Source organism: Clostridium folliculivorans (assembly GCF_024341905.1).
Classification (GTDB): Bacteria; Bacillota; Clostridia; order Clostridiales; family Clostridiaceae; genus Clostridium_AR; species Clostridium_AR folliculivorans.
In genome coordinates, this window is sequence record NZ_BQXY01000010.1 from 43,847 (window position 1) to 61,770 (window position 17,924).

The 17,924-nt window shown below is 30.6% G+C and carries 18 protein-coding genes; 16 read left to right on the top strand and 2 right to left on the bottom strand.

Annotation, left to right across the window (positions count from 1 at the left end; genetic code table 11):
* The first annotated feature begins 799 nt into the window (after nt 1–799).
* Nucleotides 800–2,395, top strand: a complete 1,596-nt coding sequence (locus OCU55_RS20050) for a peptide chain release factor 3 (protein WP_261854069.1) — start codon at nt 800–802, stop codon at nt 2,393–2,395.
* A 210-nt stretch (nt 2,396–2,605) separates the two neighbouring features.
* On the opposite strand, the gene OCU55_RS20055 is transcribed toward OCU55_RS20050, so the two are convergent.
* Nucleotides 2,606–3,157 (bottom strand): ATP-binding protein, encoded by a 552-nt coding sequence (locus OCU55_RS20055; protein ID WP_261854070.1) that lies wholly within the window; start codon nt 3,155–3,157, stop codon nt 2,606–2,608.
* Between the two features lie 532 nt (nt 3,158–3,689).
* Here OCU55_RS20055 and OCU55_RS20060 point away from each other — a divergent pair.
* The 9 genes from OCU55_RS20060 to yidA all read left to right on the top strand — a co-directional run bounded on the left by OCU55_RS20060 (nt 3,690) and on the right by yidA (nt 10,591).
* On the top strand, nt 3,690–4,220 hold the full coding sequence (locus OCU55_RS20060) for a signal peptidase I (protein ID WP_261854071.1): 531 nt from the start codon (nt 3,690–3,692) through the stop codon (nt 4,218–4,220).
* A 369-nt stretch (nt 4,221–4,589) separates the two neighbouring features.
* Complete coding sequence (locus OCU55_RS20065; RefSeq protein WP_261854072.1) at nt 4,590–5,189, top strand: signal peptidase I; 600 nt, start codon at nt 4,590–4,592, stop codon at nt 5,187–5,189.
* Between the two features lie 98 nt (nt 5,190–5,287).
* Complete coding sequence (locus OCU55_RS20070) at nt 5,288–5,971, top strand: CalY family protein (protein ID WP_261854073.1); 684 nt, start codon at nt 5,288–5,290, stop codon at nt 5,969–5,971.
* Between the two features lie 68 nt (nt 5,972–6,039).
* Nucleotides 6,040–6,657 (top strand): COG1361 family protein, encoded by a 618-nt coding sequence (locus tag OCU55_RS20075; RefSeq protein WP_261854074.1) that lies wholly within the window; start codon nt 6,040–6,042, stop codon nt 6,655–6,657.
* A 22-nt stretch (nt 6,658–6,679) separates the two neighbouring features.
* Nucleotides 6,680–7,399: an LPXTG cell wall anchor domain-containing protein gene (locus OCU55_RS20080; RefSeq protein ID WP_261854075.1), complete on the top strand. Its 720-nt coding sequence runs from the start codon at nt 6,680–6,682 to the stop codon at nt 7,397–7,399.
* Nucleotides 7,400–7,401: 2 nt separating this feature from the next.
* Complete coding sequence (locus tag OCU55_RS20085) at nt 7,402–7,989, top strand: hypothetical protein (protein ID WP_261854076.1); 588 nt, start codon at nt 7,402–7,404, stop codon at nt 7,987–7,989.
* 17 nt (nt 7,990–8,006) lie between these two features.
* Nucleotides 8,007–9,023 (top strand): hypothetical protein, encoded by a 1,017-nt coding sequence (locus tag OCU55_RS20090; protein ID WP_261854077.1) that lies wholly within the window; start codon nt 8,007–8,009, stop codon nt 9,021–9,023.
* A gap of 350 nt (nt 9,024–9,373) precedes the next feature.
* Entirely contained in the window at nt 9,374–9,589 is a 216-nt protein-coding gene (locus OCU55_RS20095; protein WP_261854078.1) for a hypothetical protein, read from the top strand.
* Nucleotides 9,590–9,784: 195 nt separating this feature from the next.
* Nucleotides 9,785–10,591 carry a sugar-phosphatase gene (gene yidA / locus OCU55_RS20100; protein WP_261854079.1) on the top strand — a complete coding sequence of 269 codons (807 nt, stop codon included), beginning with the start codon at nt 9,785–9,787 and terminating at the stop codon, nt 10,589–10,591.
* A gap of 397 nt (nt 10,592–10,988) precedes the next feature.
* Here the strand turns inward: yidA and OCU55_RS20105 are convergent, their stop codons facing one another.
* The gene (locus OCU55_RS20105; protein ID WP_261854080.1) at nt 10,989–11,651 is read right to left on the bottom strand and encodes a hypothetical protein; all 663 of its coding nucleotides are present in this window, start codon (nt 11,649–11,651) and stop codon (nt 10,989–10,991) included.
* A 268-nt stretch (nt 11,652–11,919) separates the two neighbouring features.
* On the opposite strand from OCU55_RS20105, the gene OCU55_RS20110 reads away from it, so the two are divergent.
* From OCU55_RS20110 to OCU55_RS20135, 6 genes are all read left to right on the top strand, one after another.
* On the top strand, nt 11,920–12,351 hold the full coding sequence (locus OCU55_RS20110) for a ferritin-like domain-containing protein (RefSeq protein WP_261854081.1): 432 nt from the start codon (nt 11,920–11,922) through the stop codon (nt 12,349–12,351).
* A gap of 31 nt (nt 12,352–12,382) precedes the next feature.
* On the top strand, nt 12,383–13,468 hold the full coding sequence (locus tag OCU55_RS20115; RefSeq protein ID WP_261854082.1) for a radical SAM protein: 1,086 nt from the start codon (nt 12,383–12,385) through the stop codon (nt 13,466–13,468).
* A 364-nt stretch (nt 13,469–13,832) separates the two neighbouring features.
* Complete coding sequence (locus OCU55_RS20120; protein WP_261854083.1) at nt 13,833–14,507, top strand: response regulator transcription factor; 675 nt, start codon at nt 13,833–13,835, stop codon at nt 14,505–14,507.
* Nucleotides 14,504–15,547 (top strand): sensor histidine kinase, encoded by a 1,044-nt coding sequence (locus OCU55_RS20125; protein ID WP_261854084.1) that lies wholly within the window; start codon nt 14,504–14,506, stop codon nt 15,545–15,547. The genes OCU55_RS20120 and OCU55_RS20125 overlap by 4 nt, the downstream gene beginning before the upstream one ends.
* Nucleotides 15,548–15,716: 169 nt before the next feature.
* Entirely contained in the window at nt 15,717–16,682 is a 966-nt protein-coding gene (locus OCU55_RS20130; protein WP_261854085.1) for a Gfo/Idh/MocA family protein, read from the top strand.
* Nucleotides 16,683–16,965: 283 nt separating this feature from the next.
* Nucleotides 16,966–17,856: an IS1/IS1595 family N-terminal zinc-binding domain-containing protein gene (locus OCU55_RS20135; RefSeq protein ID WP_261854086.1), complete on the top strand. Its 891-nt coding sequence runs from the start codon at nt 16,966–16,968 to the stop codon at nt 17,854–17,856.
* The last annotated feature ends 68 nt before the right edge of the window (nt 17,857–17,924 follow it).

Consider the following 17,924-nt stretch of genomic DNA (forward strand, 5'->3'; position numbering starts at 1 on the left):
AATAAGATAGTAAAGAGGCTAATATTATTCTATAGTAATTGTTAAGAGCTATAGTTCTATTGGAAAACCGTATTAAGACTGTACTAGGTTCGGAGAATAAACTTTAAAAATATAAACCTAATAACAGAGTTGTCCATCTAAGTGTATCAAGATTTACCAACATTTAATTAATAAATAATTGTATAGAGAAAAAATAGTCTATTAAGTATAGAGATTGGAAAAATCGTAAATAGTAGTTTGGGTATTGCAAAAATACACGAGCATAACCATTTCTCAAATTTATTTCACGATTAGAGCAGTGTTTGAAGAGATAGAGATGTAAAAAAGGTCACTAATGAAGTTGTATTAATAACTTTTATATAGTATGAATTTTAATAAGCAAAATAAATATAACATGGTGATTTCACAATATATCTTCATATATTATTGAAAAATTCCTTGTAAATTGCTATAATTAGCTTGTTTTGAGTTAAATATATATGTATGAACATAATGTAATTTAAATAGAGGTCTTTGCTATTTTAGCGTGGACCTTTTTTGGAGAGTGAACCAATGTAATAAATATTTATGGTATAATATAATTTTATGCTATGCTTAAGATTATTATTGTATTTAAGGTGTTTATATAAAGTTATTAAACATAACTGGATTTTACAATAATAATGAAGTTTCATTAGTAATAGGTATATATGATTTTATTTAAGTTGTTGTATGCCTACTATGGAAAAGAGAACTAAAAAAACGTGATATTTTCATAAATCAATGGTTTATGTTGTTCATTAATAAAGGAGGATTAGCTGTGGCAGATTTTGTTGAAGAAATAGAGAAAAGACGTACCTTCGCTATAATTTCCCACCCAGATGCAGGTAAAACTACACTTACAGAAAAGCTTCTATTATACGGAGGTGCTATAAGACTTGCAGGATCAGTAAAGGCTAGAAAGGCATCTAAACATGCTGTTTCTGACTGGATGGAAATAGAAAAACAAAGAGGTATATCAGTTACATCATCAGTTATGCAATTTAACTATGATGGATATTGTATTAATATATTAGATACACCTGGACATCAAGACTTCTCAGAAGATACTTATAGAACTCTTATGGCAGCAGATAGTGCAGTGATGGTAATTGATGCAGCAAAGGGAGTAGAAGATCAAACAAGAAAGCTTTTTCATGTTTGTTCATTAAGAGGAATTCCTATATTTACTTTTATAAATAAGATGGATAGAGAAGCACAAGATCCATTTACATTATTAGAAGATATAGAAAGAGAACTTGGAATAAAATCATATCCTATGAACTGGCCTATAGGTTCAGGAAAAGATTTTAAAGGAGTATATGAAAGAAATAAGAATTCTATTGAAGTGTTTAATGGTGGAAACCATGGACAGACAGCAGTAAATTCAGTAGAAGGAGATGTTTCGGATCCTGTATTTAAGGATCTTTTAGGAGAAACCTTACATAACAAACTTATGGAAGATGTAGAACTATTAGATATAGCAGGAGATGATTTTGATACAGAAAAGGTAAGAAGCGGAGAGTTATCACCAGTGTTCTTTGGGTCAGCACTTACTAACTTTGGTGTGGAACCATTCTTAAGAGATTTCTTAAAGCTTACATCTTCACCACTTCCAAGAAAATCAAACCAAGGGGAAGTAGATCCTTTCAAAGAGGAGTTTTCGGCTTTTGTATTTAAGATTCAGGCGAATATGAACAAAGCTCATAGAGATAGGATAGCTTTCATGAGAATATGCTCAGGAAAGTTTGAAAAGGGAATGGAAGTAAATCATGTTCAAGGTGCTAAGAAGCTAAAGCTAGCACAGCCACAACAATTTTTAGCTCAAGATAGAGAGATTATTGAGGAAGCATATGCTGGGGATATAATAGGTGTATTTGATCCAGGTATATTTGCTATTGGAGATACTTTATGTGCTAATAATTCAAAGTTTAAGTTTGAAGGTATACCAACCTTTGCACCAGAACATTTTGCAAGAGTAAGACCAGTCGACACAATGAAGAGAAAACAGTTTGTCAAAGGTGTAACTCAGATAGCTCAAGAAGGTGCTATCCAAGTATTTAAGGAATTCTATGTTGGTATGGAAGAAATTATAGTTGGAGTTGTAGGTGTACTTCAATTTGAAGTTCTTGAATACAGATTAAAGAATGAATACAACGTTGATATTAAGATGGATAGATCTACTTATAGATATGTAAGATGGATCGAAAATGAAGATATAGATGTTGATAAGCTAAACTTAACTTCAGATACGAAAAAAGTTAAAGACTTTAGAGATAGAAATCTTCTTATATTCCAAAATGATTGGGGTATAAGCTGGGCTCTTGATCATAACAAAGGTCTAGTGCTTTCTGATATAGGTAAGACAGAAGAATAATATAGTATTAACTAAAGTAAGCACCACCAATTTTGGTGGTGCTATTTTTTCTTATATAAGTATAAAACTTTTAAAAGAATATATAAACTTAATATAGAAGGTTATTCATAAAATCCGTGAAAACTTAGTTATATACATCCCTAAGTTTTCACGGGTCTTTAGTTTATTTAAAAGTCATAATGAATTTCAAAATGTTTGGATATTAGGAAATTATACACCTAATATATCTAAAATCTTTTCGCATCTTTCTTTTGTGTTGCCTTCGATAACTTGGTAATTAACATTTTCTGAATCTAAAAAATGCTTTATAGCAGAATCAATACCTTCAGCAGCAGTTTCATCTTGCCATCTTACTCCATCTTTAGTATATCCAAATTCTCTTGGCACAAAGAAAATATGATCATACTTGTCCAAATCTCTAAGAGCAAGTGCGTAAAGGTCTTTTAAGATTTCTTTATCTTTTGAAGTTCTTTTTTTATCGCCTAGCATAAAACGTCCATATATGTATGGCACAAAAGTAGCATAATCGGTTACGGCATAATCAAAACTACTTAATGAATTTTCTATGTTTTTTTGTCCTAAATAAATACCATATTGTTCAGCGATAGATTCTATCATGCCTTTTTCTCTAAGGTATTCAGTGCTGTATTCACTTGCAGCACCTACATTTAAGCCTTTAATCTTCAAATCTACGTACAGTTGTTGTATTAATGTGGTTTTTCCACACCTAGGACCACCTAGAATTGCAATTCTAATTGGCATCATTAAACCCCCGAATAAATAATTTCCAACTTAAATCTGGAATTTGTAATTTTGTGAAAACAAAGTTATTATAGCAGTTTTGGACATGTATTTCAATTAATGAATTAGTAGGTAAGATATCAATTATCAAATTTATAGCTTACAAACTTGGAATTATTATTTAAATGATTTTAGTTAAGAAGAGTCTATGAAGTTTATGGAAAATAAAGGATAAAATAAAAAGCGAATATATAGTATTTTTTATAGGACACATGCATAAATGATTATGATATATATTTACGGAAAAATATTCTGACAAAGTAAGATGCATATGAACAATTTATTAGAATTATCAATGGCAATAAACTAACTTATCTGTAATGATTTCAGCAAGATTCGTTTAAATTATAGTTCTAGTAATAATAAATGACATAAGTAATTTGTTAAAAGTTGATGAGTAAATATTTATAATATTGACTATTTATAACATAATATTTCTTGAATAAGTTATATAGTTATAGATAGGTTATAAATAGAGTAGGAGGCGGTTGATTTGGTTAAGAATATCTTAAAATGGATAAAGAATATATCTTTCGCTATTATAGTTACTATTTTAATAATATGTATTGTTTTAAATATAAAGGGAAGTGGAAAAAGAAATTATATACCTAGTATTGGTCCCTATAAGATAATGACAGTATTGTCGGGAAGTATGAGTCCAACTTTCAATGCAGGTGATGTAATCATCGGAAAGTCTACTGATATAAAAGATTTAAGGTCAGGCGATATAATAACTTTTAAATATAATGATTCATTAACCACTCACAGAATTTTAAGTATCTCAAACGAAGATAAAAACTTAGTTTTTCAAACTAAAGGAGATTATAATAATGTGAAAGACTTAGAACTTGTTAAGGGACAAGATATAGTGAGCAAATATTTATTTAGGGTTCCACTAATTGGATTTGTAATAGTATATATGAAGAGAACAATAGGGATAATTGTTATCTGGCTATTGATTTTGTTAGTAGTGATCAATGAAGTATATAGTAGATATAGAAAGAAGGATTTTAATAATAATTAAATTCATAAAAATTCTGGAATTTATAGGGGCCAATGTTAAATTTGTATTTTTAATTTTAGCCATGTATTATGCTCTAAGCCTTACTAAAAAACAATTTAGATGATTATGTAATCAATCTAAATTGTTTTTTTTATTAATGTAATAATTCAAGGAATTACTAAATAAATATAAAGGAGATTAACAATTTTTTATGAATGTTTAATAACAACATTAACTTGTTGTTAACAAATGTAAAAAATAAAATATATTGGTAATAATTGCAATAAAAAAAGAATAAGATAAATCGTAACAAAATAACAGAAGATACTTTTTACACTCAAGAGATACTCGTTACATTTATTAGATGGATAAGAAAGAGGAGAGGGGAAAATGAAGAAAGTTATTGAGAACATAAGAAAGATGTTAAGTAACAAGATTGTAAGGAAGGTATGGAGTTACACGAGCAATCTGATAATTGTATTACTTATAGTATTAGTTGGACTTTCTGTATATGGCAATGTCAAGACAAAGGGAAAAGACTTCAATGCTCCATCTATTGGTTCTTATATGTGGATGTCAGTCTTGTCTAATAGTATGAAGCCGATTTTTAGTTCGGGAGATCTAATAATAGATAGAAAAGTTGATGTTAAGGATTTAAAAGTTGGTGATATTGTTACATTTAGATGGAATACCTCTTTATCCACTCATAGAATCGTTGAAATAATCAAAGATGGTAAAGGAAATGTTAGTTATAAAACCAAAGGGGATAATAATAATGCAGTAGATCAAGAGGCAGTAAACTCGGTAAATGTAGTAGGTAAATATGCATTTAAAATTCCACTTATAGGATATATTTTGACTGAATTAAAGGGATTAGCAGGCATAATTTTAATATGGATATTATTCTTTGGAGTTACTGGAACTGAAATTTATTTAAGAATGAAGAAATCAAAAGAAAAGAAAATTGAAGATGTTAAAGTAAATAGTTAAATATAGTAAAGATGCGCGCTTTTAAATAAAATAGCTTTGATCTACTGGCCATAGATTAAAGGTAAACAATAAAATGAATATTTTTAGGGGGTTTTAAAATGAATAAAAAATCTATAGGAGCAGTATTATTGTCAGCAGCTCTATTCGTAGCTGGAACTGGTGCAACATTTGCTTATTTTACAAACAAAACTCAGACTGATGTAGTATCATTTACAACAGGAAATGTAAAGGTTCAATTCTTAAGTGCTCAAGAAACAAATTGGAGATACGTAGATGGCGCTAACAATAATAAGAATAGTGAAATAGATCTAACAAATAAAGCTAATGCAACAAAGGTGGCTCCTGGCGATAAGATTACTAAAACATTCACACTTCAAAATAATGGGTCTCTTGATGCAAAAGTTAGAATGCAATTAAAGGATATGACAGCTAATTCAGATAAAGTCGAAGATCATGGATTTTGGATTTTCCATGACTATGATTGTGTAAAAGCATACACTGTAGGTGCTGATGGTAAGGTTGATGCAGTAAAGGTAAACTTAGAGTATGATGCTGATGGTAAAAACATAAAATATATTACTCTTGATGCTAAGCATGATGAGACAGTACAAGTTGAAATGACCGTTACTTTAGATCCTACAATGGGTAATGGAAATTTAGTTAGTGCTAATAATCCAAATGGACCTGCTACTTACTCAAATTTCGATAAGCAATTTGACTTGCAGCTTGTTGCTGAAGCAACTCAATGGAATAACCCTGGTTGGGATCAAGCTGGTAACTAGACTAAAATACAAGCTAAATAATTACAGTACCCTAAGGTACTGTAATTATTTATATATGGAGGAGATAAATGAAACGCTATAAGCCTTTAATTTTCATATTATCCCTAATTACAATAGTATGTTTGAATCTTGGAGCAACGTACTCATATTTTACAAGTGAAAGTAAAACTGATACTCAATCAATAGTTCTCGGGAATTTAAAAGTAGAAACAGATAATACTTCTCAAAGTTCTTGGAGGTATGTTCCAATTCCTGTGGCAGGTAATAATTATACAGCAAATGATTCTGTAAATAATAAGAACACTTCTGGTGCTCTTGAAGCAGCTAATCTTAGACCAGGAGATGCTTTTGAGAAGGATATTACTATAACTAATATAGGATCTTTGAATTCAAGAATTAAGATAACAAAAGGTGAACTATCAAAGAATTCACTCTTTAAGATGAGTGTTAGTCTAAAAGAGCATGATATGACTTGTAAGGTAAGCAATGATGTGAATGATAAAAATATATGGTATGTTGAGAATTTACAACCTAAGGCAAAAGTCAGCTTTACAGTAAGACTTGAGCTTCCAGTAGAGGTAACTAATAAGGATTTAGATAAAAGTAATATAAGACTAAGCAATGATGCACTTCAGCTGTTAGATATTACCGCTACCCAATGGAATAATACATCATGGAGTGAGTAGCTATGAGAAAGGAGTATGAATAATGATTATAAAAAATTATATTAATAAAAAAACAATCTTTTCTTTAATAGCTATAACATTATTTCTTCTAATTATGGGTAGCTACACCAAAGCTAGTGCACAAGAAGATATTCAAAAGAAGGTTACAATAATATCTAAAAATAATGATGGTAGTTTAGGTGGATTTAGTGACAAGGATGGCTTTTGGTATCCAGGAAGAACCTTGGAAAAACAATTTAGCATAAAAAATGGGGACAACAGTGAGATTGAATTTGATAAGATTTCAGTTAATATTCAGTCTGTTAGCAATTTTGCAGTAAATAAAGTGTTTAACTCAGATGAAGAAATATACAGAGAGTTCCTTAAAAATCTAAAGGTTCAGCTTAAAGAAGGTAATGATATACTTTTTGATGGTACCTTTGAAGATTTTAACAATAAGGGGGCTTTACTGAATACTCCTATAAAGATAAAAGGTAATAGTGAGGATGAATTGTCATTAAGAATACACTTTCAAGAAGAATCAGGAAATATATTTGAAGATCTTCAGAATCTGTTTAATTTAAGCATACAGTATATTTCAAAGGATGGCAGTGCAGTAAGCGGAGATATAACAACATTGCCACAGACAGGAAGTATTTATAATTTTATAACACTTGTTGTTATAGGTTTATTACTTTCAGGAATAGGATTTATGATATTAGGTTATAGGGAAGAAACCTCTTTAAAAAAGGAGGATAAATAGATATGACTAAGAATAAGAAATTCATCATTATTCTATTAGGCTTAGCATGTATAATTACTAGCTCAACCTACACCTTTTCATATTTTGCTGTCAATCAAAAAGTAGAGAATAGTATTGATATATCATTAGGAAATGTTAGTTCAAGCTTTATGAAAGCTGATGGAACTACTAAATGCTCTGATGCTATAGTCAATATTAACGGATTAATACCTAATGGGTCAAAAAGCAGTGATTTCTATATTAAGAATACAGGAACATTAACAAGTAAGCTTGCTTTAAGTTTGGAGGATTTTCAAGGTTCAGGTAAGGATACTTTATTATCATATTTAGATTATAAAATTACTATAGATTCAAAAGTATATGAAGGAAATTTAAAGCAGAATTTTATTGATAGTAAATCAAGATATATTCAGCTTTTGGATGACAAAAACCAGCCACTATTATTAAAATCAGGGGATAAGATTAAAGTAAACGCTGTATTTTCACTAAAGGGAAATGCTCCATATTGTACTGAAGGCAAGAACTTAAGTTTTACTATTAACGCTTATGCCACACAACCAAATGATCCTCAGTGGCTCAGTTCAAATTAGGAGGTGTGGGATATATTATGAGAAGGTATAAAAAAATATATATAATTATTATACTTGCATTTTTTATGACTGCAGCAATGAGTACTGGGACCTATGCATTTTTGACAGATAGAAACTCTAACGAAAAAAATACTATTACCACTGGTGAATATCCTAAGCCTTTTATAAGAATATATGCATCCATAGGACCTTTATATAGCGGTTATTTTAAGAAATTAAAAATTGATGAAAGTCCAAGTTATAACACATGGTTAGATAATGCATGCACATATATATTGAGGGATTTAGATGGAAAGGCTCCAGGGGAGGCTATAGGAACTGGATACGCACAATTTAAAAACATACCAAGTGACAATAAATCCATTGGTTCTAAAAGTGATATTTCAAGTCCTGAATTCAAAAATTGGGATGGAGGAAAGCTTAATTGTAACGGTGGAGAAGAATACGGTACATTAGTTCATAACATTATTGCTATAGGTACACCAATAAGTAATGGACTCAATTATGGGAAAATAAAACTAAACGATGCTACTATAGAAATTACTCAACGAGATGTGTTTCAAAGTACATCAAAGAAAGATGCAAATAATAAATATAATGAATATACATTGGCAAACGAAAGTACTAATTTAAGCATAGATAAGAACAGAAATAGAGTGGTAACTTACGATTATAAAGAAGGTAAATATGAAAGAACAGGAACTACTGCTAACAACAAATATACTCCTGCAGATCAAGCAGATTTGATTATTTTTGATGCAGGTAATAATGGATACAGTACTTCTGATCTATTAGGAGGAAATGCTAACCAGTTCGATAAATTAGAAGCTTTATTAAATGGCAAAATGCCTTATGCATATAAAAAAGGCAATGCATGGTCAACTGATTGGATTGGAAAAATGAATGACATAGTTTTAAAGTATATGAGTCCTAAAGGTGATATAAACTGCAAGCTTGATAGAACTGAATTTACTGCAACTTTTAAGTATAATGATTATCAGGTTCCTATTCAAAAATATATAATTAATTATTGATAATAAAAAGTGTGGTAAGCAGATATTTAGCCTGCCACATTTTAATTTGATAGAAAAAATCCACTTAATCACTTTCTACATTAAAATAAATACATAAGTGATTATCCAAATTAATTTAGAGGCATATGAATATTGAGTTTAATACTAGCAAGAACTTAATTAAAATTTCACTAATAAATCATATTAGTTGGAGCAAATCTATTTATAAAAATACCTCTTTATAAATTTTTGTGTAAAAAACTTACAAATGGACAATATAATAATATAGTTTAGTTAATAAAATGAAATATTATATTCGTACAGGAGGGATCTATATAAAGAGGATAAAGAAATCTAGGACATATAAGCTTATGATGATAGCTTATTCTATCATACAAATGATAGTGGGGATTATATTGTTATTCGTAACTAAAGCTAAGATGTATGGGAACGATAATCCATTTGCAAAACAACAATTTGAAGTAAGCGTAGGGCTAATAGTACTTGGGGTAATTATACTAATATACAATATTTTCTTCATAAAAGGTTATAGTGCGGCTAAAAGAAAGTTATCTTCAGAAACATAACAGGAGCATAAGGTATTGTAATGGAAATGTTTTGTGAATTATTAGAAAACTCAATATATTGTAACATACAAAAAAGATAGTGTAATCGTTGTAAATCAAGTATATTTCCCTAAATTGCTTCTGTTACATAAAAAAACAATAGTGCTATCAGTGCTATAATGAACTCGTAAAAAATTTTACGGGAGTTGAGTATATATGTACAAACTGATTGCAATAGATATGGATGGTACTTTACTAAAAGAAGATAAGACGGTTTCTGATATAACTAAAAAAGCGATAGCAAGAGCTAAAAAAAGAGGCGTAAAAGTTGTACTTGCTTCTGGAAGACCTATTGAAGGTATAACTAGATATTTAGAGGCCTTAAATTTAATTGATGAAGATGATTATGTATTAAGCTTTAATGGAGCATTAATTCAAAATACAAAAACTAAAGAAGTAATTTCAAAGAATATATTAAAAGGTACAGATATAGCATACCTTTATGGACTAAGCAAGGAATTAGGTGTAAACATACATGCTTTTGATAAGACAGGATGTATAACTCCTAAGATGAGCAAATACACAGAAGTTGAAGGAACTATAAATGGTATTGACGTATCAGAAGTTGACTTTGATAAGGTAGATAGTGATGCAGATATATCAAAGATAATGATGATTGATGAACCAGAAATACTACAAGCAGCCATAGAAAAGTTACCAAAAGAAGTTTACGACAAGTACACAGTTGTTAGAAGTGCTCCTTACTTCTTAGAGTTCTTAAACAAGAAGAGTAATAAGGGTGAAGGCGTTAAAGCTCTTGCAGATTATCTTGGAATTAAGCAAGAAGAAGTTATTTGTGTAGGGGATGCCGGTAATGACTTACATATGATAGAATTTGCAGGACTTGGTGTTGCTATGGGAAATGCTTTCGATGAGGTAAAGCAAGTAGCGAACTATGTAACATCAACTAACGAAGATGATGGGGTTGCTGAAGTTATAGAAAAATTTATATTAGCTTGCTAAATCTGAAGATGAGCCATTTATATAATTAGACTCGAAATAAAAATTTTGGTGAATTCAAGAAGTTTTATTTTGATAGATTTCAATATGATTTAGTTTAATAGAAAAGAATTGATCAATTTGTTTTATAGTTGATCAGTTCTTTTTTTGCTGTGTAGGAAGTTATAAGAAATTTTATTAGCTAAACCTAGCAATTTCAATGGGTTAGAAGAGCTGTTTAGGGGGAACAGTAAAAAATAAACCATATTTTTATGACATAATGTGCTTAAATTTGAAATTAGGATAAATTCTAATATATAGTATTGAATAATAACGCAATAACAAAGACGTAGATAAACCTGTAATAGTTATATCTACGTCTCTTTATTTTAATGATGAAAACTTTAGCTAAATGATATGATTATTGACCTTCTGGTACATAATTATAAGGTGGTAAAGTATTTAAGAAATAACCGCTTCTGACTTCTGCTGACCAGTTTTGAAGCATTTCTTTCCACTCAGTACTCTTAAAGAAATAATCTATACCTTGAGATGAATCCCAAACCATAGTACGGAAAGGAATTATACCTCCAGATTCATAAACATCTTGTCCAGAAACTATAGCTTCAGTTATAAAAAGCTGAGGTAAACCATATTGGAAGGCCATAGCTGGTTCAATAAATGAGAATGTAGAGCCAGTCCAATATTCGGTTCCAAGATCTTTATCATATACAGTAGCACCATTGGTTTCAATAACTCTTACTTTCTTTCTTGCAAGATTCAAAGTTACCATACCATAGCTAGAGTAAATCATTCTTCTTATACTTGTCATAGTTGTTTCGGGATATTGTTCAGTATTTGGAAGTGTCCTTGGAAACAGCAATTCTTTTTTTAATTCTTCCATAAGTCTTAATAAAAAGCTTATTTGAAGATTGTTCATAGTATTGCTAGTAGGATGACTTAAAAATACAGGGATTTTATAAAATCTATTTGTCTTAGCAACTAAATTTGGATCTGGAATTACTGTAGGTTTAGCGGCTAATTGTTCTTCGGGAAGTTCTAACATGAATTTAGGAGTTGACATATTATAAATCACCTCTATACATTATATGAAGAGAGTTGCATATGGGTTACTGTGTAGAAACTTAATTTATACTAGTTCGAAAATTATGCACCTATGACTTTTAGCATGCATACCTTAATAGTTAGAGTTGAGATTCTGTAAGTTTATAGTCACATTTAGGACATATAAAGAATATATAATAAGGCATGTTGTGATGAATACAATACAATCGTATGATGTCTATTAAAAGCGCTATGATGAAATTAAGTGATCAGTGAGAGGAATAAAAATGGATAAATTTCAAGCAGAAGTGAGAAGTAATTTTCGTACAGAGATGTTTGCCTTTGGCTTATATACTGTACTTGGTAATCAATATAAAAACTTTAAACCTAACTTTGGAGAGCATTTAAAAGAAGCTGGAAAACAAGAGCATATGCACGGGAGAATCTTTAGACAGTTTTATAAAAAACAATACAATATTGAGCTGAAAGAAGAGAAGCTTTGTATAGCATTTGGAAAGCTGGTGGGTTATGCCTTAACACCTATTCCGCTAAGTAAAAAACTAAAAATGATAAGTGATAATGAAGCAAGTGTTGCAGTGAAGATTGAGAAGCAGATTGCTGATGGAGTACATAAAGATTATCTAAAGGTGTTAGAAAGAATACTACCAGATGAAATTGCCCATTCTAAGATATATTCTGAGGCATTTGGAGATAATTAAAGATATTAAAAATAAAGGGGTTTTAGCGAATATGAATAGTGAGTTTAACATAGCAGAATATATGAGTGGTGGGATAGAAAATATAATCAATAATATAATAAAAGCATCCTTTAAAAATCCAAGAGAAACGGCATTCATGGTAAAATACATGCTAGCCAGTAAAGAAGCGAAGAAGAAAAGAGATGATTTTCAAGTCAATGGACAAGGCATACCTTCATTTTTAATTTCAAGTATAACCAGCACTTGTAACCTATTTTGTAAGGGATGTTATGCTAGAGCAAATAAAGCTTGTGGAGAAGGTTTAGAACTAAATCAAATGTCAGCAAAAAGATGGGGAGAGATTTTTGAAGAAGCAAAAGAATTAGGTATACCATTTATATTACTTGCTGGTGGAGAACCACTTATGAGAAGAGAAGTAATTGAAAAAGCTGCTAAGGTAAAAGAAATAATGTTTCCTATATTTACAAATGGTACAATGCTTGATGAAGCTTATATAAGTCTCCTTGATAAGAATAGAAATCTTGTACCAATTCTAAGTATAGAAGGAGACAGAAGCCAGACCGATGATAGACGTGGACAAGGAACCTATGACATTCTCATGAAGGTAATGGACAGCTTAAAGAAGAAAGGCATACTATATGGTGCGTCAGTTACTGTAACTACTGAGAATATAAATACAGTTACAAGTAAAGAGTTTTTTGATAAACTGTATGAAAAGGGCTGTAGAGCAATGGTTTTCGTAGAATATGTGCCCGTTACAGAAGCTACAAAGGATATTGCGCCAACGGATAAAGAACGTGATATTCTTGAAACTGAGCAAGGAAAGCTTAGAGAAATGTACGAAGATGCCATTTTCTTATCTTTCCCTGGAGATGAAAAGTATACAGGTGGATGCCTTGCAGCAGGTAGAGGATTCTTTCACATAAACACAAATGGAGGAGCAGAACCATGCCCGTTTTCTCCTTTTTCAGATATGAATTTAAAAAATTGTACTTTACTTGAAGCGTTAAAATCCCCACTATTCCAAAAGCTTAAGGAATACGAAATACTTTCAGGAGAGCATAGTGGAGGCTGCGTACTATTTGAAAAGGAAGAGGAAGTTAAGAAGTTATTATAGATAAACTACTTCATATTAGAATTTATCCAAATAAAGATTCGTAGATGCATAGAAATCTTTATTTGAAATCCAAGGACTGAAGTAGTTTATCTATAGAAAATAACTAAATAGCTTATACTTTCATACTGTATATATTATGCCTGATAATCCGTAGAAATAGTGATTGTCAGGCAAGTCTATATTAAGTTCCATTATAGGAAACCTGTATAAGGTATTAACATTAATCATTGATTTAAGAAATAATTGAAGAGTATAAATCTATGACGGATTTCTATAAGTTCAATTACAAAGTTATGCATCTAAAGCTGTTGATAAATTACACAAAGTACGATAGAAACTGTGGATAATATTATGGAGGAGTAATATGTTTCATATACTGGTAGTAGAAGATAATAAAAACATAAGAAAACTCATGGCTGTAAAGCTTGAACAGGCAGGGTATGAAGCTTATCAGGCAGAAGATGGTGAGAAGGCCCTGGAGATAATGGATAGTGTTCATATAGATCTAATAATAAGTGATATTATGATGCCAAGACTTGATGGATACGAGCTTACCAAGACCTTGAGAGAAGCAGATTATGATATACCTATACTTATGGTCACTGCTAAGGATAGTTTTGAAGATAAAGAGAAGGGCTTCCTTGTTGGAACTGATGATTATATGGTAAAACCTATAGATATGAACGAAATGCTTTTAAGAGTTTCAGCACTCTTAAGAAGAGCTAAGATATCTACAGAGCGAAAAATAATACTTAGAGACATAAGCCTAAATTATGATAATCTAACGGTAACTACCCCAGAGGAGACAATAGAACTTCCTAAAAAAGAATTCTACCTATTGTTCAAGCTTTTAAGTTATCCTAATAAGATATTCACTAGGCAGCAGCTTATGGATGAGATATGGGGGATGGATATAGACATAGATGAACGTACTGTAGATAGCCATATTAAGAAGCTTCGCAAAAAGTTTGATCACTTAGAGGAGTTTAAAATCATAACCATACGTGGATTAGGGTATAAGGTGGAAAAATATATATGAAAAATATATCAAAATCAATAAGAGCTAAGTTTACTTTGATTTTTATAGGCATACTAAGTTTTTCCTGTGCTTCATCTCTGATTATTTCCTTAGTAATTAGCCGTATTTTAAAATTGCTTGATATTAACTTTTATAGCGATGGACAAAATATAACTCAAAATGTTATTTTAATAATTACCTTACATATATGCGTATTAATTGGTTCTATTACTGTGTTTTTTGTGACAAGACGCATAGTGAGGCCAATAAAGCAGTTTAGTGATAGTACTAAGGAGATTGGAAAAGGCAATTTTGATATACAAATCGATTATAAAAGTCATGATGAGATTGGTGTTCTTGCAGATAATTTCAATAAGATGGTACAAGAACTTAAAAGCATGGAATACTTAAGGAAAGATTTTATGAGTAGTGTATCTCATGAGTTTAAGACACCAATAGCTTCAATCCAAGGTTTTGTAGAAATCTTAAAGGATAAGAATTTACCGAGAGAAAGCTTTGATGAATACACAGATATTATTATAGAAGAAACAAAAAGACTTAACAATTTATGTTCTAATATGCTTAGACTTTCAAGACTAGACAATCAAATAATTCAAAGTGAAGCAAAAACATTTTCTCTAGATGAACAGATAAGAAAAACTCTTCTTTTATTAGAAGAACAATGGAGTAAGAAAAATCTAGAGCTAAACCTTGACTTACAAAAGGTTACTTATAGTGGAGATGAAGAGCTTATGCAGCAGGTGTGGGTGAACCTCATCGGCAATGCTATAAAGTTTTCAAATGATCAAGGAGCCATAGATATATCACTTAAAAAAGATAAGCAGAACATAATAGTAATAATAAAGGATAATGGAATAGGCATATCGGAAGAATCCAAAAGTAGAATATACGAAAAGTTCTATCAAGGAGATGCTTCTAGAGCATCAGAAGGAAATGGATTAGGACTTGCAATTGTAAAACGAATTGTAGAGATATGCAATGGTGACATAACCTTTGAAAGCAAGGCTGGTGAAGGCACTGTTTTTAAGGTTACTTTATGAAAAACAGAATTTATTAGTTTGTTAGATTTTCATCATACGATTTAGAAAATTAAATGTGTAAAAAATCGCTAAAAAGGTAGCTTTAGCGATTTTTTTATTTACTATAATATGTAATAATTAAATTAAAAGCGCTGTTGGGTCAATTTATATGAGAAGGAGAGAGGATTATATGAAAGTAAGATTTGGTATTATTGGGCTTGGAGATATAGCTTCAAGGTTTGCAACTGTTTTAAATACGGCTCAAGGGGTAGAGTTAAATTCAGTTGCAGCTTCAGATATGGGACGAGCTGTGGCTTTTAAGGAAAGATTTGGAGCAAAGAAAGCTTATGACAAGTATATTGATTTGATGAAAGATGAAGAAGTTGATGTGATTTATATAGCACAAACTCATAATTTTCATTTTGATATGGTAAAACTTTGTTTGAATAACAATAAGCCTGTAATCTGTGAAAAACCACTAGTTACAAACAAACAGGATGCAGAGGAATTAGCAAAGCTTTCGAGAGATAATAATGTGCTCTTAATGGAGGCAATGTGGTCAAGGTGCATCCCTACTACTCAGAAGGCGAAACAGTGGGTGAAAGAAAAGAAAATAGGGGATGTTAAGTTAATCAATGCTTCCTTTGCTTTTAATTTTCCTTTTGATCCAGAACACAGATTATACAATCCTAAGTTAGCAGGTGGAAGTCTATATGATGTAGGGGTGTACCCTATAGAGTTTACAACAGGTATATTAGAGGAAAAACCTGCTTTGATAAATAGTGTAGGTACAATCAGTAAGTCCGGTATTGATGATTTTGTGGTAATGAACATGAAGTTTAATAGCGGTGCTTTAGCTTCATTAAGCTGTGGCTTTACTGCTGATACTAATAGAGATGCTCATATATATGGTTCAGATGGGCATATAGTGGTTTATGATTTTCTAGGACCAAGAAGATGTGAATTGTATGATAGACAAAATAATTTGGTAGAGATCTTTGAGGAAAATTTTGAGGATGGCTTTATATATCAGATTAATCATTTTGTTGATCTATATAAGAACAATAAAATAGAGAGTGATATAATACCACTTCAAGATACTATTGACTGCGCAGAAATTTTTGATACTGTTCTAGCTCAGTGTGGAGTTAAGTAGCTTTTTAAAAGAAAAAAATTATATATATAAATTCTATTTAATTTGCTTCATTATATGAATGTACCACTTCGTAATAAAACTTATTCTACTGCAAGAATATATTAAACTTATGTTTAAAAAAGGCTGATGTTCAAAAAAACTTATTGAAGAAGATAACTTCAATAAGTTTTTTTAGTATACAATTATTTGTTAAATAAATGTTGGTAGTGATTAAAAACATGAATATGTGGCAAGCATTAAGAGGATAGCCTAATTATTAAATTTTATTAGAGAGGTGTTCCTTTTGCTACAGCACGATGTTGAATTAAAAAAGTTTGATTTGCATACTAATGATGTTCTAAAAAGAGATTTTTATAAAGATAGAGTTGTAGAAGCTTGCCCAATTTGTGGGTCAAAGTGGCATATTAAATATGGTTTTTATAACGGAATTCAAAGATATAAATGCAAAGTGTGTGATAAAACTTTTTCACGCGCAACTAATTCATTGTGGAGCTATTCAAAAAAGAATACTAGAACTTGGATGGAATTTACTGAATTGATGACCGAAAATAAAACCTTAAAGTTTTGCGCAGAGAAGCTAAATATAAGTATTGGGACAGCTTTTTATTGGAGACATAAAATACTTCAAGCGTTAAGTCGAGACGTCACTCCGGATAGTTTATCAGGAGTTGTACATGTAGGAAAGGTTATTTTAAAAGAGAACTTTAAAGGGTGCAGAAATCCAGAAATAATTGCATCCTCAACTCCAAGAGAAGATATTTGGGTTATCGGTGCAAAAGGACAAGAAGATTCTATGTTTATAAAACCAATATTTAAGCATTGGTGGAATCGAATAGCTTTCGATGAGAAAGTTTATTCTAAAATAGAAGAGAAATCATACATTGCTGCGTATGGAGACAGATATATTAAATCGGTGGCGATAAGACATAATAGAAATAAATCAATTAAGGTAGATGATGAGTATAGAATAAAATATCTTTGGCCAAATTTGAAAAAGTGGTTATCGATCTTCCATGGAGTGGCCTCAAAATATCTGCAAAGATACCTTAGTTTTTTCATAATCATGAATTTGGATAAGGTGATCGATTATATGGACCTAATATATGATAGATTATTTAAAGGAAATAGATTTATAAAAACTGATGAAATAAGAATTGCAAATTCGCTTTTTTAAAGAAATTATAAGTTAATGCAATATAGCTCAACTCTAGACAATCCATGAGATGTATATTGAAGAGTTAG